19 protein-coding genes are annotated in these 19,473 nt (G+C 71.7%); 15 read left to right on the forward strand and 4 right to left on the reverse strand.

Features of this window, described 5'->3' with window-relative positions; genetic code table 11:
- Window position 1 precedes the first annotated feature (1 nt).
- The 5 genes from NS331_RS14365 to NS331_RS14385 all read left to right on the forward strand — a co-directional run bounded on the left by NS331_RS14365 (window position 2) and on the right by NS331_RS14385 (window position 5,122).
- Window positions 2–1,015: a formamidase gene (locus tag NS331_RS14365; protein WP_058642664.1), complete on the forward strand. Its 1,014-nt coding sequence runs from the start codon at window positions 2–4 to the stop codon at window positions 1,013–1,015.
- 231 nt (window positions 1,016–1,246) lie between these two features.
- On the forward strand, window positions 1,247–1,972 hold the full coding sequence (gene biuH / locus NS331_RS14370; protein WP_058642665.1) for a biuret amidohydrolase: 726 nt from the start codon (window positions 1,247–1,249) through the stop codon (window positions 1,970–1,972).
- Window positions 1,969–3,537: an ABC transporter ATP-binding protein gene (locus tag NS331_RS14375; protein ID WP_058642666.1), complete on the forward strand. Its 1,569-nt coding sequence runs from the start codon at window positions 1,969–1,971 to the stop codon at window positions 3,535–3,537. The genes biuH and NS331_RS14375 overlap by 4 nt, the downstream gene beginning before the upstream one ends.
- A 154-nt stretch (window positions 3,538–3,691) precedes the next feature.
- Window positions 3,692–4,369 carry a cysteine hydrolase family protein gene (locus tag NS331_RS14380; protein WP_058642667.1) on the forward strand — a complete coding sequence of 226 codons (678 nt, stop codon included), beginning with the start codon at window positions 3,692–3,694 and terminating at the stop codon, window positions 4,367–4,369.
- Between the two features lie 18 nt (window positions 4,370–4,387).
- Window positions 4,388–5,122: a GntR family transcriptional regulator gene (locus NS331_RS14385; RefSeq protein ID WP_058642668.1), complete on the forward strand. Its 735-nt coding sequence runs from the start codon at window positions 4,388–4,390 to the stop codon at window positions 5,120–5,122.
- Window positions 5,123–5,198: 76 nt separating this feature from the next.
- On the opposite strand, the gene NS331_RS14390 is transcribed toward NS331_RS14385, so the two are convergent.
- The 3 genes from NS331_RS14390 to NS331_RS14400 are packed head-to-tail and all read right to left on the reverse strand — an operon-like array spanning window position 5,199 to window position 8,210.
- A complete protein-coding gene (locus NS331_RS14390; protein ID WP_058642669.1) occupies window positions 5,199–6,332 on the reverse strand; it encodes a thiolase family protein in 1,134 nt (377 codons plus the stop codon).
- 39 nt (window positions 6,333–6,371) lie between these two features.
- Entirely contained in the window at window positions 6,372–7,376 is a 1,005-nt protein-coding gene (locus NS331_RS14395; protein WP_058642688.1) for an aldo/keto reductase, read from the reverse strand.
- 33 nt (window positions 7,377–7,409) lie between these two features.
- The gene (locus NS331_RS14400; RefSeq protein ID WP_058642670.1) at window positions 7,410–8,210 is read right to left on the reverse strand and encodes an SDR family NAD(P)-dependent oxidoreductase; all 801 of its coding nucleotides are present in this window, start codon (window positions 8,208–8,210) and stop codon (window positions 7,410–7,412) included.
- Window positions 8,211–8,325: 115 nt separating this feature from the next.
- On the opposite strand from NS331_RS14400, the gene NS331_RS14405 reads away from it, so the two are divergent.
- The 3 genes from NS331_RS14405 to NS331_RS14415 all read left to right on the forward strand — a co-directional run bounded on the left by NS331_RS14405 (window position 8,326) and on the right by NS331_RS14415 (window position 11,133).
- Window positions 8,326–9,273 carry a GlxA family transcriptional regulator gene (locus tag NS331_RS14405; RefSeq protein WP_058642671.1) on the forward strand — a complete coding sequence of 316 codons (948 nt, stop codon included), beginning with the start codon at window positions 8,326–8,328 and terminating at the stop codon, window positions 9,271–9,273.
- Window positions 9,274–9,415: 142 nt separating this feature from the next.
- On the forward strand, window positions 9,416–10,570 hold the full coding sequence (locus NS331_RS14410; protein ID WP_058642672.1) for a zinc-dependent alcohol dehydrogenase: 1,155 nt from the start codon (window positions 9,416–9,418) through the stop codon (window positions 10,568–10,570).
- A 23-nt stretch (window positions 10,571–10,593) separates the two neighbouring features.
- Entirely contained in the window at window positions 10,594–11,133 is a 540-nt protein-coding gene (locus tag NS331_RS14415; RefSeq protein ID WP_058642673.1) for a hypothetical protein, read from the forward strand.
- Between the two features lie 97 nt (window positions 11,134–11,230).
- Here NS331_RS14415 and NS331_RS14420 read toward each other — a convergent pair whose 3' ends face one another.
- On the reverse strand, window positions 11,231–12,136 hold the full coding sequence (locus tag NS331_RS14420) for a LysR family transcriptional regulator (RefSeq protein ID WP_058642674.1): 906 nt from the start codon (window positions 12,134–12,136) through the stop codon (window positions 11,231–11,233).
- 145 nt (window positions 12,137–12,281) lie between these two features.
- On the opposite strand from NS331_RS14420, the gene NS331_RS14425 reads away from it, so the two are divergent.
- From NS331_RS14425 to NS331_RS14455, 7 genes are read left to right on the forward strand one after another with little or no spacing between them, the layout of a single operon-like run.
- Window positions 12,282–13,115, forward strand: coding sequence for a cysteine hydrolase family protein (locus NS331_RS14425; RefSeq protein ID WP_082702489.1), 834 nt, complete (start codon window positions 12,282–12,284; stop codon window positions 13,113–13,115).
- Between the two features lie 12 nt (window positions 13,116–13,127).
- On the forward strand, window positions 13,128–14,177 hold the full coding sequence (locus tag NS331_RS14430) for an ABC transporter substrate-binding protein (protein WP_058642675.1): 1,050 nt from the start codon (window positions 13,128–13,130) through the stop codon (window positions 14,175–14,177).
- A gap of 40 nt (window positions 14,178–14,217) precedes the next feature.
- Window positions 14,218–15,009 (forward strand): SDR family NAD(P)-dependent oxidoreductase, encoded by a 792-nt coding sequence (locus NS331_RS14435; RefSeq protein ID WP_058642676.1) that lies wholly within the window; start codon window positions 14,218–14,220, stop codon window positions 15,007–15,009.
- A gap of 17 nt (window positions 15,010–15,026) precedes the next feature.
- Window positions 15,027–16,499, forward strand: coding sequence for a dihydroorotase (locus NS331_RS14440; RefSeq protein ID WP_058642690.1), 1,473 nt, complete (start codon window positions 15,027–15,029; stop codon window positions 16,497–16,499).
- Window positions 16,496–17,623 (forward strand): cyanuric acid amidohydrolase, encoded by a 1,128-nt coding sequence (atzD, locus tag NS331_RS14445; RefSeq protein WP_058642677.1) that lies wholly within the window; start codon window positions 16,496–16,498, stop codon window positions 17,621–17,623. The genes NS331_RS14440 and atzD overlap by 4 nt, the downstream gene beginning before the upstream one ends.
- Window positions 17,624–17,649: 26 nt before the next feature.
- Window positions 17,650–18,519 carry an ABC transporter ATP-binding protein gene (locus tag NS331_RS14450; RefSeq protein ID WP_058642678.1) on the forward strand — a complete coding sequence of 290 codons (870 nt, stop codon included), beginning with the start codon at window positions 17,650–17,652 and terminating at the stop codon, window positions 18,517–18,519.
- Window positions 18,516–19,397 carry an ABC transporter permease gene (locus NS331_RS14455; protein WP_242873753.1) on the forward strand — a complete coding sequence of 294 codons (882 nt, stop codon included), beginning with the start codon at window positions 18,516–18,518 and terminating at the stop codon, window positions 19,395–19,397. The genes NS331_RS14450 and NS331_RS14455 overlap by 4 nt, the downstream gene beginning before the upstream one ends.
- The last annotated feature ends 76 nt before the right edge of the window (window positions 19,398–19,473 follow it).

Genomic DNA, 19,473 nt, shown 5'->3' on the forward strand with positions numbered 1-19,473 from the left:
CCTGGTGCAGCTGCAGCTGCCGGTGGTCGCCACGCGCGAGCAGCTGGCGGCGCAGACGCAGCGCATCTGCGAGCTGGTGGGCAAGGCCCGCCGCAACCAGCAGACGATGGACCTGGTGGTGTTTCCGGAATATGCGCTGCACGGCCTGTCGATGGACACCAATCCCGAGATCATGTGCAGCCTCGACGGTCCCGAGGTGGCGGCCTTCCGCGCCGCCTGCATCGAGCACCGCATCTGGGGCTGCTTCTCCATCATGGAGGCCAACCCCGGCGGCAATCCGTACAACAGCGGGTTGATCATCGACGATCAGGGCGCCATCCGCCTGTACTACCGCAAGCTGCATCCCTGGGTGCCGGTGGAGCCGTGGGAGCCCGGCAACCTGGGCGTGCCGGTGTGCGACGGTCCCAACGGCAGCAAGCTGGCGCTCATCATCTGCCACGACGGCATGTTCCCGGAGATGGCGCGCGAGGCCGCGTACAAGGGCGCCGAGATCATCCTGCGCACGGCCGGCTACACCGCGCCGATCCGCCACGCCTGGAAGATCACCAACCAGGCCAACGCCTTCTGCAACCTGGCCTACACCGCCAGCGTCTGCATGTGCGGCAGCGACGGCACCTTCGACTCCATGGGCGAGGGCATGTTCTGCAGCTTCGACGGCACCGTGATGGTGGAAGGCGGCGGCCGCCCCGACGAGATCATCACCGCCGAACTGCGGCCCGACCTGGTGCGCGAGGCACGCACCGGCTGGGGCGTGGAGAACAACATCTACCAGCTCTACCACCGCGGCTACGTGGCAGTGAAGGGCGGCGCGCAGGACTGCCCCTACACCTACATGCACGACATGGCGGCCGGCCGCTACCGCCTGCCCTGGAGCGACCAGGTGCAGGTGACCGACGGCAGCGGCTTCGGCTTCGTGCCGCCGGTGCGCTTCTACGGCGGCGCGGGCAGCCACCCGCTGGTGCCCGCGCCCGCGCCGCCGGTGCCCGACAAAGAGCGGCTCAAGACGCTGGACTGAGCCGATGAAAGCCCCGCTCCGCGCGCTGCCCGCTCCCCTCTCCCCTCGCGGGAGAGGGGCTGGGGGAGAGGGGGCGCGTCCGTCGCCACGGCCTTGCGCCGTGGCAAGAGCCCTGCCCCCTCTCCCCAGCCCTCTCCCGCAAGGGGAGAGGGAGCCGATCCGGCTGTGCTCTCTCGCCGGGGAGATGCAGCCAGGCCCGACCGCGCTGACTGCCATCGCCATGGAGAACGCATGACCGACATCCCGACCTTCCCCGCCACCGCCACGAGCCGCTTCGCGGCCGCCGAACCCTACCTCTGGCCCTACGACGGCGACCTGCGCCCCGACAACACGGCGCTCATCGTCATCGACATGCAGACCGACTTCTGCGGCAAGGGCGGCTATGTGGACGTGATGGGCTACGACATCGCGCTCACGCAGGCGCCGATCGAACCCATCCGCCGCCTGCTGGCCGTGATGCGTCCGCTGGGCTACACCATCATCCACACCCGCGAAGGCCACCGGCCCGACCTGTCGGACCTGCCGGCCAACAAGCGCTGGCGCTCGCGCCAGATCGGCGAAGGCGGCGTGGGCATCGGCGACGACGGGCCCTGCGGCCGCATCCTGATCCGCGGCGAGCCTGGCTGGGAAATCATTCCTGAACTTGCGCCCATCGCGGGCGAGGTGGTGATCGACAAGCCCGGCAAAGGCTCCTTCTATGCCACCGACCTGGAGATGATCCTGCGCACCCGCGGCATCCGCAACCTGGTGCTGGCCGGCATCACCACCGACGTGTGCGTGCACACGACGATGCGCGACGCCAACGACCGCGGCTTCGAATGCCTGCTGCTGTCCGACTGCACAGCCGCCACCGATCCTGGCAACCATGCGGCGGCGCTGAAGATGATCACCATGCAGGGCGGCGTGTTCGGTGCGCATGCGCCGTCGGCCGCGCTGATCGAGGCGCTGGCCCCATGATCGCGCCCGTCACCCCCCATCCGCGCGCGCAGGGCGCGCTGGCGCTGGACACGCTGGAGCTCACCAAGCGCTTCGGCGACTTCACCGCCATGGACCGCGTGAGCATGCAGGTCGCGCCCGGCAGCGTGCATGCGCTGCTGGGCGAGAACGGCGCCGGCAAGAGCACGCTGGTCAAGTGCGTGGCCGGCTTCCAGCGGCCGGAGGATGGCAGCATCCTCATCGACGGCCGCGAGCAGACCATCGCCAACCCGGTGGTGGCGCGGCAGCTGGGCATCGGCATGGTCTACCAGCACTTCACGCTGGCGCCGGGCATGACGGTGGCCGAGAACCTGCTCCTGGCCGGCGGCCAGGTGCCCACGCTGATCGACTGGAAGGCCAGGCGCGCCGAGCTGCAGGCCTTCCTGGCGACCACGCCCTTTCGCCTCGACCTGGACGCGCGGCCCTCGCAGCTGGCCGCGGGCGAGAAGCAGAAGCTGGAGCTGCTCAAGCAGCTGTACCTCAAGCCGCGCCTGCTGATCCTGGACGAGCCCACCTCGGTGCTCACGCCGCAGGAGGCCGACGAGGTGCTGGGCCACGTGCGTGCCTTTGCCCAAAGCGGGCAGTGCACCGTGCTCATCATCACGCACAAGTTCCGCGAGGTGATGGCCTATGCCGACGCCGTCACGGTGCTGCGCCGCGGCCGCGCCGTGCACCATGCGGCGGTGCGCGACACCGATCCCACACGGCTGGCCCAGGCCATGATGGGCGCCGGGGCCACGCCGCAAGAAGCCGAGGACGGCGCCAGCGCCGCCGCGCCGCGCACCCCCGTCGTGGCCGCTGCGGCGCCCGCGCTGGACGTCGAGTCGCTGTCCGCCCCTGGCGACCGCGGCACGCCCGCCGTGCAGTCGCTCAGCCTGCAGGTGCGTCCGGGCGAGATCCTGGGCGTGGCCGGCGTCTCGGGCAATGGCCAGCGCGAGCTGGTCGAGGCCCTGGTCGGCCAGCGCCCGCGCAGTGCCGGCCGGGTGCGCGTGGGCGGCCAGCCCTATCGCGCCAGCCGCGCCGACAACCGCCGCCTGCGCGTGCGCAGCCTGCCCGAGGAGCCGTTGCGCAATGCCTGCGTCGCAGGTCTGAGCGTGGCCGAGAACATGGCCCTGCGCGACTTCGACCAGCCGCCGCTGGCGGCCGGCGGTGTGCTGCGCTTCGGCCGCTGGCGTGCGCGGGCGCGGCAGTGGATCGCCGAGTACGGCATCAAGACCCGCGGCGAGCGTGCGCCCATCGGCAGCCTGTCGGGCGGCAACGTGCAGCGGGCCGTGCTGGCGCGCGAGCTGGCGGGCGACATCCAGGTGCTGATCGCGGCCAACCCCGTCTTCGGCCTGGACTTCGCGGCCGTGGCCGAGATCCATGCCCGCATCGTGCAGGTGCGCGAACGCGGCGGCGCCGTGCTGCTGGTGAGCGAGGACCTGGACGAGCTGCTGGCCCTGTCGGACCGCATCGTGGTGATGAGCGAGGGCCGCATCGTGTACGAAACCCCGGCCGCATCCGCCGACCGCCATGTCCTCGGCGCCCACATGGGCGGTGGACATTGATGCCCACCCCCAGTCTTCGCGGACTTCGTTCCGCTCCGACTACCCCCTGCAAGGGGGCACATCCAGCGACCCGGCGGAGCCGGTTCCGCGGATGTTCCCGCCCGGCCTGCTCCGCATGTTTCGCCGCTGCTTGCCCGCGGCAGGAAGGATTCCGATGAGGATCGACGCCCGCCCCTTCGCCTACGACTTCGACCTGGCCAGCACCGCCCTGGTGCTGATCGACATGCAGCGCGACTTCATCGAGCCCGGCGGCTTCGGCGAGACGCTGGGCAACGACGTGTCGCTGCTGGCGGCCATCGTGCCGGCCACGCAGGCCGTGCTGGCCGCGTGGCGACAGGCCGGCGGCCTGGTGGTGCACACGCGCGAGGCGCACCGGCCCGACCTGTCGGACTGCCCGCCCGCCAAGCGCCTGCGTGGCGCCCCGTCGCTGCGCATTGGCGACGAGGGCCCGATGGGCCGCATCCTGGTGGCCGGCGAGCCGGGCAACCAGATCATCGACGCGCTCGCGCCCATCGAGGGCGAGTGGGTCATCGACAAGCCCGGCAAGGGCGCCTTCCATGCCACCGGCCTGCACGAGCTGCTGCAGGCCCGCGGCATCACGCACCTGGTCTTCGGCGGCGTGACCACCGAGGTCTGCGTGCAGACCAGCATGCGCGAGGCCAACGACCGCGGCTACGACTGCCTGCTGCTGGAGGACTGCACCGAAAGCTACTTCCCGCAGTTCAAGGCCGCCGCGGTGGAGATGATCCGTGCGCAGGGCGCCATCGTCGGCTGGACGGCGACCGGACCGCAGCTGATGGCGGCCCTGGCATCGGCGCCGCCGCAGGGCTGAGCCGCCCGCTACGATCCGATGGTGCCTGCCGCTGCTCCCGCCCGTTCCAAGAAAGCCGCTCCCGCCGAGGCGGAGCTTCCCTTCCGCTCGCGCGCCGACGAGGTCTACGACCAGCTCAAGCGCGACATCGCCGACTTCCGCCTGGTGCCCGGCGACCGCTTCACCGAGAACGAGATCTGCGATCGACTGGGCGTCTCGCGCACGCCGGTGCGCCAGGCGCTGATCCGGCTGCAGCAGGAGGGCTACGTGGAGGTGCTGTTCCGCGCCGGCTGGCGCGTGCTGCCCTTCGACTTCCAGCAGTTCGAACAGCTCTATGACCTGCGCATGGTGCTGGAGACCACCGCCGTGCACCGCCTGTGCGAATCGGGCCGCGCCGTGGACCGCGCCCAGCTCGACGCGCTGGCCGCCATCTGGCTGGTTCCGGCCGAGCAGCGCAGCGCCGATGCGGCGCAGGTCGCGCGCTGGGACGAGGACTTCCACTGCCAGCTGGTGGCCGCCGCCGGCAATGCCGAGATGGCGCGTGTGCACCGCGAGGTGACCGACCGCATCCGCATCATCCGGCGGCTGGACTTCACCCAGCAGCCGCGCATCGACGCCACCTACGACGAGCACGCCAAGATCCTCAAGGCGGTGCGCGCCAACCGCGGCGACCAGGCCGCGATGATGCTGCGCGCGCACATCGAGACCAGCCAGTCCGAGGTGCGCAAGATCACGCTGCACCAGGTCTACCTGGCGCGGCAGCAGGGCGGCTGAGCGCCGCGGCCGTCGCCGCTACGCCATCTGGGCGCCGGGCGTCGCCGGGCGCCCACGGAAGGCGCGAAGCCTTTTTTCAGACGCGTTCCAGCACGGTCGCAATGCCCTGCCCGCCGCCGATGCACTGCGTGGCCAGTGCATAGCGGCCACCCTCGCGCGCCAGCAGCGATGCCGCCTTGCCGGTGATGCGCGCGCCCGTCGCGCCCAGCGGATGGCCGATGGCCAGGCCGCCGCCGTCGAGGTTGACCGTGGTCATGTCCAGCCCCAGGTCGCGGATGCAGGCCAGGGCCTGGGACGAGAAGGCCTCGTTGATCTCCACCACGTCCAGGTCGGCCACCGACAGGCCCGCACGTGCCAGCGCCTTGCGCGTGGCGGGGATCGGGCCGATGCCCATCACGGCCGGGTCCACGCCCACGGTGGCGAAGCTGCGGATGCGCGCGAGCGCGGCCAGGCCGTGGCGCTCGGCGAAGTCGTCGCGCGTGACCAGCACCGCCGCGGCGCCGTCGGTGAGCGGCGAGGAGGTGCCCGCCGTCACCACGCCATCGGGCCGGAAGGCGGGCTTGAGCGCCGCCAGTGCCTCGGCCGAGGTGGCGGGGCGGATGCAGCCGTCGCTGTCGACGGTGCTGCCGTCGGGCAGTGCGATGGGCACGATCTCCTGCGTCAGCCGGCCGGTATTGCGCGCCTCGGCGGCCTTGCGGTGCGACTGCACGGCCAGCGCCTCCTGGTCGACGCGGCTCACGGCCCAGCGCTCGGCCACGTTCTCGGCCGTCTCGCCCATGGAGATGTAGGCATCGGTGTCCGCCAGCAGGCCGGGATGGGGCGAGAAGTTGAAGCCGCCCTGCGGCACCATCGTCATCGACTCCACGCCCACGCACAGGTAGGCGTCGCCGATGCCGGCCTCGATCTGCGCGGCGGCGATGTGCACCGCCTGCATCGACGAGCCGCAGAAGCGGTTGACCGTCATGCCGCCGACCTCGTGCGGCAGCCCGGCCAGCAGGCCGACGATGCGCGCGAGGTTGTTGCCCTGCGCGGCCTCGGGATAGGCACAGCCGAGGATCACGTCCTCGAGCAGCGCGGGGTCCAGCCCGGTGCGTTGCAGCAAGCCCTGCACTACGGTGGCGGCCAGTGTGTCCGGCCGTACCTCGGCCAGGCGGCCCTTGCGGGCGAAGTGGAAGGGCGAGCGCGCATAGGCGGCGATGACGGCTTTCATGGGATCTCCTGGCTTGTCGGTTTCGGGGCGTGCCGGCGTTCAGGCCACCGGCGTGGCGGGAGGCGTGAAGGCCGCTGCCGCCGCGGGGGCGGATGCGGCGGTGCGCGGCGCGCTGGCGGCGTCGAGCCGGTTGCGCTGCTCGGCCGAAAGCACGACCTGCAGCGCGCCCAGGTTGGACTGCAGCTGGCCCAGCGTGCGCGGCCCCAGCAGCGGCTGCACGTCCCGGGTCAGCAGCCAGGCGATGGCGACCTGGTCGGGCGTGGCCCCCGACTCGGCGGCCACGGCCAGCACGGCATCGAGCAGGGCCGTGCGCTCGGCGGAGTTCTCGGCCTGGAACACCTTGCCGCCCAGCGCCTCGGCCCGTCCCCGTTCGCCCTGGCGGTACTTGCCGGTGAGCATGCCGCCGCCCAGCGGCGACCAGGTGACGGCGGCCAGGCCCAGCGCCTGCGCGGCGGGCAGCAGGTCGGACTCGGGCGCGCGGTGCACCAGGCTGTACTCGAACTGCAGCGCGGCGATGGGCACAGCGCCGCTCAGCTCGGCCAACGTGACTGCGCGGCCCACGCGCCAGGCGGGAAAGTTGGACAGGCCCGCGTAGACGATCTTGCCGGCGCGCGCCAGGTCGTCCAGACCGCGCACGATCTCTTCCGAAGGCGTGACACCGTCGGGGTGGTGCACCCAGTACAGGTCGATGCGGTCGGTCTTCAGCCGGCGCAGGCTGGCTTCCACCGACGCCACCATGGCGCGCCGGCTGTTGCCGGTGACCAGCGGGCCGGCCTTCGGCGACGCGCCGTTGCTGAATTTGGTGGCCAGGAAGAACTCGTCGCGGCGCCCGGCCAGCAGGCCGCCCAGGATCTCCTCGGACTGGCCGAACTGGTAGACGTCGGCCGTGTCGATGACATTGCCGCCGGCCTCGGCATAGGCGTCGAGCAGGGCGGCGCTCTGCTCGGCGTCCGCGCCGTGGCCCCAGCGCTGGCCGAAGTTGGCGGTGCCCAGCGCCAGCCGGGAGAGCCGCAGGCCGGTACGGCCGAAGGGGAGTTGCTGCATCTGCATAGTGGGTCTCCTGTCTCGGGTCGGGTTTCAGTGCAGCGCGAGGTAGCGCGGCGCTGGCGTGTTGCTCGACAGCTGCGGGGCCAGCGCGCGGCGGGCGGTTTCGTAGGCGTCCCAGGCTTCTGCGGCGTGCAGCGAGGGCAGGGTGACGGTTTCGCCACGGTCCAGGCCGACGAGGGCCGCGTCGACCATGTCCTCGGCGCGCATCACGATGCGGGCGTCCAGGTTCTCGACCGGCAGGCCGCCGGTGGCCCAGAAGTCGGTGGCCGTGGCGCCGGGCAGCACTGCCTGCACCCGCAGGCCCTTGGCACCCAGCTCATGCTGCAGCGACTGGCTGAAGGCCAGCACGAAGGCCTTGGTGCCGCCGTACACGCCGTTGAGGATCTCGGGCGCCACCGCCACGATGGAGGCGATGTTGACCACGGTGCCGCCGCCGCGGGCCACGAAGCCGGGCACCGCCGCATAGGCCAGGCGCATCGGCGCGGTGACGTTCAGCGCCACCATGCGCGTCATGGCCTCCACGTCGCTGGACAGCAGCGGCGTGTGGGTGCCGATGCCGGCGTTGTTGACCAGCAGGCGGATGCTGGCGTCCTCGCGCAGCTTGGCTTCCACGGTGGCCAGCGAGGCTGCGTCGGTCAGGTCGGCCGCCAGCACCTCGACGTTGCGGCCGGTGCGGCTGGTGATGTCGCGCGCCAGCGCATTGAGCCGCTCGCGGTCGCGGGCGACCAGGATCAGGTCGTGGCCGCGGCGGGCCAGGCGGTCGGCATACAGGGCGCCGATGCCCGAGGAGGCACCCGTGACGAGGGCGGTGCCGGAAGCGATGGAGGTCATGGTGGAAGTCCTTGCAGGCCGCCGGAAGTGGCGGCATGGACGAATGATGCGACCGGAAGCCAATGTCTCAAATGACGTATAAAGACATGATTCAAGACATCGACGAGAAGACACCATGCTGCGCATCGGCTACCTGCTGCCCGAAGGCTTCCAGATCATGGCCCTGGCCACCCAGGCCGTGTTCGAGTTCGCCAACCTGGCCGCCCGCGAGCGGGTCTACAGCGTCGAGAACTATTCGCTGGCCGGCGGCGAGGTGCTGACGTCTGCCGGCACGCGGGTGCTGAGCCGGTCGCTGTCCTCTCGCACCGCCGTCGACACCTGGCTGGTGGCCGGCACGCGCGATCCGGCGGATGCGGGTGCGGCGCCCGCACTGGTGCGGGCGCTCGGCCGCGCCGCCGGCCGCGCGCGCCGCACGGCCGGCCTGTGCACCGGCGCCTTCCTGCTGGCCGACGCCGGCCTGCTGGACCAGCGCCGCGCCACCACCCACTGGGCCTGGACCGACGTGCTGCAGCAGCGCCATCCCTCGATCCAGGTGGAGCCCGACCGCATCTTCATCACCGACGGGGCCTTCTGGACCTCGGCCGGCATGACGGCCGAGCTGGATCTGGCGCTGGGCCTGGTCGAGAAGGACCTGGGCAGCGATGCCGCCGCCAGCGTGGCCCGCGGTCTGGTGATGCCGCAGCGGCGCTCCGGCGGGCAGTCGCAGCATTCGGAGCTGCTGCGCCTGGCCCCCAAGTCCGACCGCATCCAGCAGGCGCTGGAGTACGCCCGTGCGCACCTGGCCGCGCCGCTCGGCGTCGAGCAGCTGGCCGAAGTGGCGCACCTCAGCCCGCGGCAGTTCAGCCGCGTCTTCGCGGCGGAGACGGGGCAGTCGCCCGCCAAGGCGGTGGAGCAGTTGCGGCTGGAGTCGGCGCGGCTGATGGTGGAACGCAGCCGCCATCCGCTGGAGGTGGTGGCGCGCGAGACGGGCTTTCGCGACGCGCGCCATCTGCGCGAGGTGTTCCTGCGCGGCTTCGGCGTGTCACCGCAGGTGGTACGGCGCGCGGCGCGCGGCACCGATTGAGCAGCCACGCGGGCCCGGCTTCGTGCCCGGCGTGCGGCGAGTGCGGCCGCCTACCGGCGCCTCGCCGGCTTCCTACAAGGCCCGCGCAGGGCCCCGCAACCATGGGTGTCGACCTTTCCCCCATGCGAAGGACCCCGACCCCATGCTTGCCATGAACTACCGCGGACCGTACCGGGTGCGCATCGACGAACGCGCCGAGCCCGAGATCGAGCACCCGGGCGACGCCATCGTGCGCGTCACCCGCAGCTGCATCTGCGGCTCGGACCTGCACCTCTACCACGGGCTGGTGCCCGACACGCGCGTGGGCACGACCTTCGGCCACGAGTTCACCGGCGTGGTCGAGCGCGTGGGGCCCGACGTGCAGCGCCTCAAGCCCGGCGACCGGGTGCTGGTGCCCTTCAACATCTTCTGCGGCACCTGCTTCTTCTGCAGCCGCGAGCTGTTCAGCAACTGCCACAACGTCAACCCCGAGGCCACGGCGGTGGGCGGCATCTTCGGCTACTCGCACACCACGGGCGGCTACGCGGGCGGCCAGGCCGAGTACGTGCGCGTGCCCATGGCCGACATCGGCCCCACGGTGCTGCCGGAGGGCCTGGACGAAGACGACGCGGTGCTGCTGACCGACGTCTTTCCCACCGGCTACCAGGCGGCCGAGATGGGCAGCATCCGCGAGGGCGACACGGTGGTCGTCTTCGGCGCCGGCCCGGTGGGCCTGTTCGCCGCCCGCTCGGCCTGGTTCATGGGCGCGGGCCGGGTGATCGTGGTGGACCACGTCGAATACCGCCTGGCCTTCGCCCGCGAGTTCGCGCACTGCGAGACGGTGGACTTCAAGTCGGTGGGCGACATGGCCATCCACATCAAGAAGATGACCGACGGCCTGGGTGCCGACGTGTGCATCGACTGCGTGGGCGCCGAGGCCGCCGGCAGCTTCGCCCAGACGCTGACGGGCGTGAAGCTCAAGCTGCAGGGCGGCGCGGCCACCGTGCTGCACTGGGCCATCAACTCGGTGCGCAAGGGCGGGCATGTGTCGATCGTGGGCGTGTACGGCCCCACCTTCAACGCACTGCCCATCGGCAACGCGGTCAACAAGGGCCTGACGCTGCGCATGAACCAGGCCTCGGTCAAGCGCCACCTGCCCAAGCTCATCGAGCACGTGCAGGCCGGCCGCATCCGGCCCAGCGACATCATCACCCACCGCCTGCCGCTGGAGGAGGTGGCCGAGGGCTACCACCTGTTCAGCAGCAAGCTGGACGAGTGCATCAAGGTCGTGCTGCTGCCGCCCTCGGCGCGCGCCTGATCGACCCCCTACGAAAGGCCCCCATGGCAGACACCGACACCCCCCCGAACGACGCCAGCGCCGCGGACAACGCCTCGGCGCGCCATGCCCACATCCCCGGCTGGGGCGTGGACCGCGACCGCAACAGCCGTCCCGCCGTGCCCATGGAGCGCATGCCGCCGCGCCTGGAGGGCGTGCACTGGACGCAGCCGGCCCAGCAGCCGCAGACCGTGGAGGTGCTGTGCTCGACCGAGCGCGACAGCACGCTCACGCCCATCTTCGGCAGCACGCTGCCGCCGCAGGGTGCCAGCGGCAGCCTGCGCCGCGCGGCCTTCCGCTTCAGCGAGAACGACCTGCGGCACTGGCTGATCCTGCTGCTGGCCGACCGCACCGACATGGTCGAGGGCGTCATCGACGACCTGCGCCGCGGCCATGTGCCCAACGTGCTGGCCGAGATGGGCCTGGGCGCGGCCTGGAAGCACGACCGCCCGCGCCTGGTGCGAAAGCTGGCCTGGGCGGCGGGCAGTGCCGTGCTGCTGTGCTGGCTGATGGGCCACCGGCGCAGCGGGCGGCGCCGGTACTGAGCGCCACGTCGCTGCGCTGCGCCGGTCGGCCGAGCCACGGCCGGCGCGCGGGCGGCGCTGTGCCTGCGGCGGCACCGGCCGCTGTGAGCACCGGCGCTCAGCCGCCCTCCGTGCCCAGCGCCGCCAGCCGCTCCCGGAGGAACTCGGCGAAGGCATAGGCGATCACCGGCAGCTGCCGCCCGCGCAGGCAGCCCAGCACCAGTTCGCCCTGCGGAAAGGCCCGGTCCTCGATGGCGCGGGCCACCAGGTGGGGCGCGTCCAGGTCGGTCCCGATGGCCATCTGAAAGGTGATGGACCGCCGGTCGGCGAGGCAGCCGAGCAGGAACTCGAAGCTGTTGCTTTCCACCATGGGCTGGAAACGGATGGAGCTGCGCGAGAGAAAGCGCTCCAGCAGTTGTCGCCCGCCGATGTCGCGGTTGGGCAGCACCAGCGGGTAGTCGGCGCAGTCGCGCAGCCGCAGCGCGGAGCGGCCGGCCAGCGGATGCTCGGCATGCATCATGGCCATCAGGCGCTGGCCGGCCACGTCCAGCCGCTGGATGTCGGATTCGGCCGGCAGGTTGAACACCAGGGCCAGGTCGGTGTCGAGGCTGCGCAGGGCCTCGGCGGCATGCACGTGGTCGCCGATGCGCGCATCGAAGGCCACCAGCGGATGCGTCTCGCGGAAGGCCGCGATCGCCGCGGGCAGGAAGCGCGGCGCCAGCGCCTGGCTGGCCACCAGCCGCACGCGGCCTCGGCGCAGGCCCTGCAGTTCTTCGATCTCGGAGCGCACACGCTCCAGCTCGGCGCCGCGGTCGCGCACGTAGCGCACGAACAGCTCGCCCGCGGCGGTGAGCCGCATGCCGCGCGGCAGCCGCTCGAAGAGGGGCGTGCCCAGTTCCTCCTCGATGTCCTGGATGCGGCGGTTGACCGCCGAGGGTGCGACGTGCAGCCGCTCGGCCGCCTGGCGGATGGAGCCGATGCGCGCCACCTCGTCGACGTAGCGCAGCAGGCGCAGGTGGTTCATGGCAGGCGGTGTGAAGGGCAGTGGCGCATGCCGCCGCCCTGCAAGCGGCATGCCCGCGAACCGTTGCCGTAACGGCAACGACGCTGCCGCGATAAAGCGTCGGAAAGTGAGCGCTGGTGGCATGGGCGATGCGTGCGCCAGGCGCATGCACAGCGATGAACGCATTCCCGGCACCAAGTTGGGCGCAGCCCCGGACGGCACCTGCGGCTTCGGCCCCGCGCCCGCCAACCGCTGGCAGCGGCAGGGCGGCAGCCTCAGCCTGGTCCGCACGCCGCCGGTGCCGCGCCCGCTGGCCCTGCCGGCCCAGCCCGAATCGCTGGTGATCGATCTGGCCCGCACCGCGCTGGTGGTGGTCGACATGCAGAACGACTTCTGCCACCCCGAGGGCTGGTTCGGCCAGAAGGGCCTGGACGTGCAGGCCGCCCAGGGGCCCATCCCGGTCCTGCAGGCGCTGCTGCCCGCCTGGCGCCGCGCGGGCAGCCCGCTCGTCTGGTGCAACTGGGGCATCCGTGCCGACCGGCGCAACCTCGGCCCCACGGTGCAGTTCAAGGGCAAGCGCACGGCCGAGGGCGTGGGCTATGGCGAATGCTCGCCGATCGACCACGGGCCCTCGCTGGTGCAGGGCAGCTGGGGCGCGGCGCTGGTCGACGAACTCGCCGCCGAGCCCGGCGACGTCCTGGTGCACAAGCACCGGCTCTCGGGCTTCTGGGACAGCGAGCTCGACAGCATCCTGCGCAACGCCGGCATCACCACCCTCCTGTTCGCCGGCATCAACACCGACCGCTGCGTGTTCTCCACCCTGCAGGACGCGGCCTTCCTCGGCTACGACTGCGTGCTGCTGGAGGACGCCTGCAGCACCTCGTCACCCGACTACGTGACCGACGGCGTGCTCTACCTCGTGCGCCTGCTGCACGGCTTCACCGCGCGCGCTGCCGACCTGGGCGCAGCCCTTGCCGACCTTCCTTCCCAACCCGACTGAGGAACCTTCGCCATGACCTCGACCTTCTCCCTTCTCGCACGCCGCCTGCGCCCGCTCATCGGCGCCGCCGCCCTGGCCCTGGCCGCGCTGCCCGCCGCCGCGCAGACGCCCATCAAGCTGGTGCTCAACTGGAAGTACGAGGGCCCGCAGGCCTGGTTCTTCCTGGCGCAGGACCGTGGCTACTTCAAGCAGGAGGGCCTGGACGTCAGCATCGACCAGGGCGAGGGCTCGGCCGCCTCGATCCCGAAGGTGGCCGCCGGCACCTACCAGGCCGGCTTCGGCGACATGAATGCGCTGATCGACCTGGCGTCCAAGCGGCCGGCCGATGCGCCGGTGGGCGTGTACATGCTCTACAACACGCCGCCCTTCGCGGTCGTGGTGCGCAGCGACAGCCCCATCAAGACGCCGAAGGACCTCGAAGGCAAGACGATCGGCGGCCCGGCCAACGACGGCGCGCTCAAGCTCTTCCCGGCCTTCGCCAAGCTGGCCAAGATCGATGCCGCCAAGGTCACCATCTCCAACATGGCGCCCAACCTGCGCGAGCAGATGCTGGTGCGGGGCCAGATCGACGGCGCCTTCGGCTACGTCACCACCGTGAGCTTCAGCGCCCGCGGCATGGGGCTGGACCCGGCCAAGGACCTGCGCTTCATCCGCTACGGCGACCACGGCATGGACCTGTATGCCAACACCGTCTTCTTCTCGCGCAGCTTCGTGCAGGAGAAGCCCCAGGCCGTGGCCGGCTTCGTCAAGGCGCTCAACCGCGCCGTGAAGGACGTGATCGCGAACCCCGAGGCCGGCATCGACGCCGTGATGAAGCGCGAGCCGCTGCTCAAGCGCGAGGTCGAGAAGGACAAGCTCCTGGCCACGCTCAAGAACGACATGAGCCATCCCGAGATCGCCCGCATCGGCCTGGGCGACGTGGACGACGAGCGCCTGAAGAAGGCCATCGGCATCGTGGCCGAGGCCAACCAGCTGCCGCGCCAGCCCGAGGTGGGCGAGGTGTTCGACCGCCGCTTCCTGCCGGCGCGCGCCGAGCGCCCGTCCAGCACCGTCGCGCCCTGAACACCACCGACAAGACCCCCTGAAGAAAGAAGAGACCGCCATGGATCTGCAACTGCGCGACAAGGTCGCCATCATCACCGGCCCGGCCAAGGGCATGGGCGCCGCCATCACCCTGGCCTTCGCCCGCGAAGGCGCCCGGCTGGTGCTGGCCGGCCGCGACACCGCCGCCATCGAACCCGTGGCCGCCGAGGCCCGCGCCCTGGGCGTGCAGGCGCAGGTGGTGGCCTGCGACCTCACCGCCTCCAGCCAGACCGAGGCGCTGGCCACGGCGGCGCTGGCCGCCTTCGGCCGCATCGACATCCTGGTCAACGTGGCCGGCGGCTCGGGCCCCATCGGCAAGACCGGCTGGGAGACCACCACCGAGGAGTTCGACGAGATCGTGCGGCTGAACATGACCGGCTGCTTCAACACCATCCGCGCCGTCATGCCGGCGATGGTGGAGCAGCGCAGCGGCAAGATCGTCAACGTGGGCGGCACCTTCGGCCTGCGCGGGCGCGCGGGGCGCATGGCCTACTCGGCCTCCAAGTGGGGCCTGCGCGGCATCACCAAGAGCTTCGCGCTCGAGGCCGGGCCGCACAACATCAACGTCAACAACGTCGCGCCGGGCATGGTGGACGGCCCGCGCTTCCGCGAGAAGGTGTGCGCCAACATGGCCCAGCGCCTGGGCATCACGCTCGAAGAAGCGATGCAGCGCCACGCGGCCGACTATGCGTTGCGCCGCGTCTCCACCGACACCGACATCGCCAACGCCTGCCTGTTCATGGCCAGCGAGGTGTCGCGGCAGATCACCGGCGCCGACCTGCCGGTGGACGGCGGCTGGGCCGCACTGTGAGCCGGGGAGTGAGCAGCATGCGACCCGACGTCGACCTCGTCATCCGCGGCGCGAGCGTGGTCTCGCCCGACGCCATCGTGCCGGCCAGCGTGGCCATCGCCGGCGAGCAGATCGTGGCCGTGGGCCACGACGACACCATGCCGCCGGCGCGCGAAGAACTGCGGGCCGACGGCCTCTTCCTGCTGCCGGGTGCCATCGACAGCCACGTGCACTTCCGCGACCCGGGCTATCCGCACAAGGAGACCTGGCGCACCGGCTCGGCCGCCGCGGCCCTGGGCGGCGTGACCACCGTCTTCGACATGCCCAACACCTCGCCGGCCACGGGCACCGTGGAGGCGCTGCGCCTCAAGCAGAAGGCGGCCGAGGCGTCGTACTGCGACTTCGGCATCCACGGCCTGCTGGGCGACGACACCATCGAACGGCTGGAGGAACTGCTGGAAGCCGGCGTCACCAGCTTCAAGGCCTTCGTCGGCAACACCTTCGGCAACCTGCCCGCGCCCACCGACGGTGCGCTGCTGGAGGGCTTCGAGACGCTGGCGCCGCTGGGCATCCGCACGGTGGTGCATGCCGAGAACTCGTCCATCCTGTTCCGCCGCCAGAAGAAGATGCAGGAGGCCGGCCGCATCGACGCCATGGCCCACCTGGCGGCGCGGCCCGCCGTGGCCGAGATCGAGGCCATCGGCCGTGTGCTCACGCTGGCCGAATGGACCGGCGCGCGGGTGCACATCGCGCACCACAGTGCGGCGGATTCGCTCTTTTTGCTGCGCGAGGCCAAGCGCCGCGGCGTGGACGTGACGGCCGAGACCTGCCCGCAGTACCTGCTGCTCAACACCGGGCACATGGCGAAGCTCGGCGGCGTGATGCGCCTCAACCCGCCCATCCGCGAGGCGCGCCACAACCAGCCGCTGTGGGACGCGCTGATGGACGGCACGCTGGACATGATCGCCACCGACCATGCGCCGCATGCGCCGGAAGAGAAGACGCGCGAGAGCATCTGGGACTGCGACTGCGGCTTCCCCGGCGTGGAGACGCAGATGCCGCTGATGCTCACCGAGGTCAACCGCGGCCGCGCCACACTCATGGACTACGTGCGCTGGAGCGCCGTGGCGCCCGCCAGGGCCTGGGGCCTGTACGGCACCAAGGGCGTGATCGCGCCCGGCGCCCATGCCGACATCGCCATCGTCGACATGGCGCGCCAGGGCGTGCTGTCGCAGAGCCGGCTGCAGAGCATCAGCCGCATCTCGCCCTGGCACGGGCGGCCGGTGCAGGGCTATCCGCTGCACACGCTGCTGCGCGGGCGCTTCGTCATGCGCGACGGCCGGCTGGTGGAGGACGCCGTGGGCTGGGGCCGCTCGGTCAAGACCGTGCAGAAGATGCCCACGCCCCGGCCGCGCAACACCGAGCACTACAGCCGCGCCATCCTGGAGACGCCGCCCGGCGTGCCGCCGACCGCAGTGCCGGTGGGCGAGGTGGACTGGAGCGCTTCATGAGCGGCGCCGTTCCCCAGCACGTGGACGCGCACGTGGTGCCCTGCCGCGGCCCCGGCGACCTGAGCGGCGTGCAGGCCCTGGTCGAGGCCGGCACGCTCGACCCGCGCCACATCGTGGCTGTGATGGGCAAGACCGAGGGCAACGGCTGCGTCAACGACCACACCCGCGACTTCGCCGCCATGGCCTGGTGCCACTACCTGGCGCCGCACCGCAGCTGCACGCCGCAGGCGGTGCATGCGCAGGTGGCGCTGGTGATGTCCGGCGGCACCGAGGGCGTGCTGTCGCCGCACTTCACCGTCTTCACCCGCCGCGCGGCCCTGCCGCACGAGGTGGTCGAAGGCGAGAAGCGGCTGGTGGTCGGCATCGCCCACACGCGCGATTTCACGCCGGAGGAAATGGGCCGCCAGGCCCAGATCGCCGCCACGGCCGAGGCCGTGCAGGCGGCCATGCGCGACGCCGGCATCGACAGCGCCGCCGACGTGCACTTCGTTCAGGTCAAGTGCCCGCTGCTGACTGCCGCCAAGGTGGACGACGCGCTCGGCCGCGGGCTGGACACGGTGACGCGCGACACCTACGAATCGATGGGCTACTCGCGCGCCGCCTCGGCCCTGGGCGTGGGCGTGGCCCTGGGCGAGATCGACGCGGCGCGCGCCATCGACGCCGCCGTGCTGCACGACCTCAGCCTTCATTCGGCCCGGGCCTCCGTGTCGGCCGGCATCGAGCTGGAGGGCAACGTGGTCATCGTGCTGGGCGAGGCGGCGGGCAGCGCGTCGCCGCTGCGCATCGGCCATGCGCTGATGCGCGACGCAGTGGACACGGCCGGCCTGCGCACGCTGCTGCGCACGCACTTCGGGCTGGACCCGGAAGCCGATGCGGCCCTGATCGCGCAGCGGCTGGTCAACCTGCTGGCCAAGGCCGAGGCCAGCCCCGACGGCCGGGTGCGCGAGGCGCGCCACACCATGCTGAACGACTCGGACATCCATTCGACCCGCCATGCGCGTGCCGCCGTCGGGGCCGTGCTGGCCTCGGTGGTGGGCCGCACGGCGCTCTACGTCTCCGGTGGTGCCGAGCACCAGGGCCCGCCCGGCGGCGGCCCGGTGGCGGCGCTGGTGCGCGTGGCCTGAACGGCCTCTTTTTGCGGGAACCCCTCATGAGCCAGAGCTTCATCCAACTCTCCGACGTGATGCTGCGCTACGGCGGCGGCACCATCGCCCTGGACCACACCACGCTGGGCATCGACCGCGGCGACTTCGTCGCGCTGGTCGGCCCCAGCGGCTGCGGCAAGTCCACCATCCTCAAGCTGCTGGCCGGCCTGCTGCGGCCCACCTCGGGCGCCGTCATCGCCGGTGGCCGCGAGGTGGGGCCGGCCGGTGCCCGACCCGTGGTGGCCGGAAGGCCGGCGCTGCGCATCGGCCTGGCCTTCCAGAACCCGACCATGCTGCCGTGGCTGACGATCCGCGAGAACGTGATGATCCCGCTCAAGATCGTCGAGCCCTTCCGGCAGGACTACGCCCGCAAGAAGCGCGGCGAGTACGCCGAGCGCGCCGATGCGCTGCTGGCCCAGGTGGGCCTGCGCGGCTTCGGCGACAAGCGGCCCTGGCAGCTGTCGGGCGGCATGCTGCAGCGGGCCTCGCTGTGCCGCGCGCTGGTTCACCAGCCCGAGCTGCTGCTGCTGGACGAGCCCTTCGGCGCGCTCGACCAGTTCACCCGCGAGGAGCTGTGGGACATCATGCAGACGCTGTGGATGACCCAGCGGCCCACCGTGCTGCTGGTGACGCACGACCTGCGCGAGTCGGCCTACCTGGCCAACCGCATCTGCGTGATGAGCGCGCGGCCCGGCCGCATCCTGGAGACGCGCGACGTGGACTTCGCCCGGCCGCGCACGCTGCAGTCCAGCTACGACCCGGCCTTCGGCGCGCTGGTGCAGCAGCTGCGCATGCGCATCGCCGAGGCGCGCTGCGACGGCGATGCCACGCCTCCGCCCGTGTCGGTGCCCGCACTGCAGGGGGTGGCGGCATGAACGCGCGCGTGAACGTCGTGGACGCGGCCGAACCCATGTCCGCATCCGCATCCGCATCCGCATCCGCAGGCGAAGCCGCAGGCCCCGCCACGCCGCGGCTGTCTCCCCTGGCGCGCCAGCGGCTGCTCTCCGCGCTGGCGCTGGTCGGCTTCTTCCTGGCCTGGGAGCTCATCTGCCTGGCCAGCGGCATCTCGGACCTGGTGCTGCCGCGGCCCAGCCAGATCGCCCGCGTGCTGATCGAGCGCATGCCGCTGCTGTGGCCGCACACGGTGCAGACGCTCTACACCACGCTGCTGGGCTTCGCGCTGGGCGTGGCGGCGGGCATCGTCATCGGCGTGGGCATCGGCTCGTCGAAGCTGGCTTACGACGTCACCTATCCGCTGCTGGTGGGCTTCTCCAGCATTCCGAAGGTGGCGGTGGTGCCGCTGTTCGTCGTGTGGTTCGGCGCCGGCACCGTGCCGGCGGTGCTCACTTCGATGGTCATCAGCATCTTTCCTGTGGTGGTCAACGTGGCCACGGGCCTCGCCAGCACCGAGCCCGAGCTGGAGGACGTGCTGCGGGTGCTGGGCGCGCGCAAGCGCGACATCCTCTGGAACGTGGGCCTGCCGCGCGCCATGCCCTACCTGTTCGCCTCGCTCAAGATCGCCATCACGCTGTCCTTCGTGGGCACGGTGCTGTCGGAGACGGTGGCTTCCAACCGCGGCATCGGCACCGTGATGATGATCGCCAGCGGCAACTTCGACGTGCCGATGGTCTTCGCCGGCCTCTTCCTGCTGGCGGCCATGGGCGTGCTGCTCTATGCGCTGTCGGCGCTGGTCGAGCGGCGCGTGACCGGCTGGTCGCAACGCAAGACCGACCTGGCGGCGACCGGCGCCTGAAATGAAACCACCCCGTTTGGACTTCCTCACTGCGTGTGGAAGTCCCATCCCCCTCAAGGGGCGCACCCGGCGGCCC

Source organism: Pseudacidovorax intermedius (assembly GCF_001476815.1).
Lineage (GTDB): Bacteria > Pseudomonadota > Gammaproteobacteria > Burkholderiales > Burkholderiaceae_C > Xenophilus > Xenophilus intermedius_A.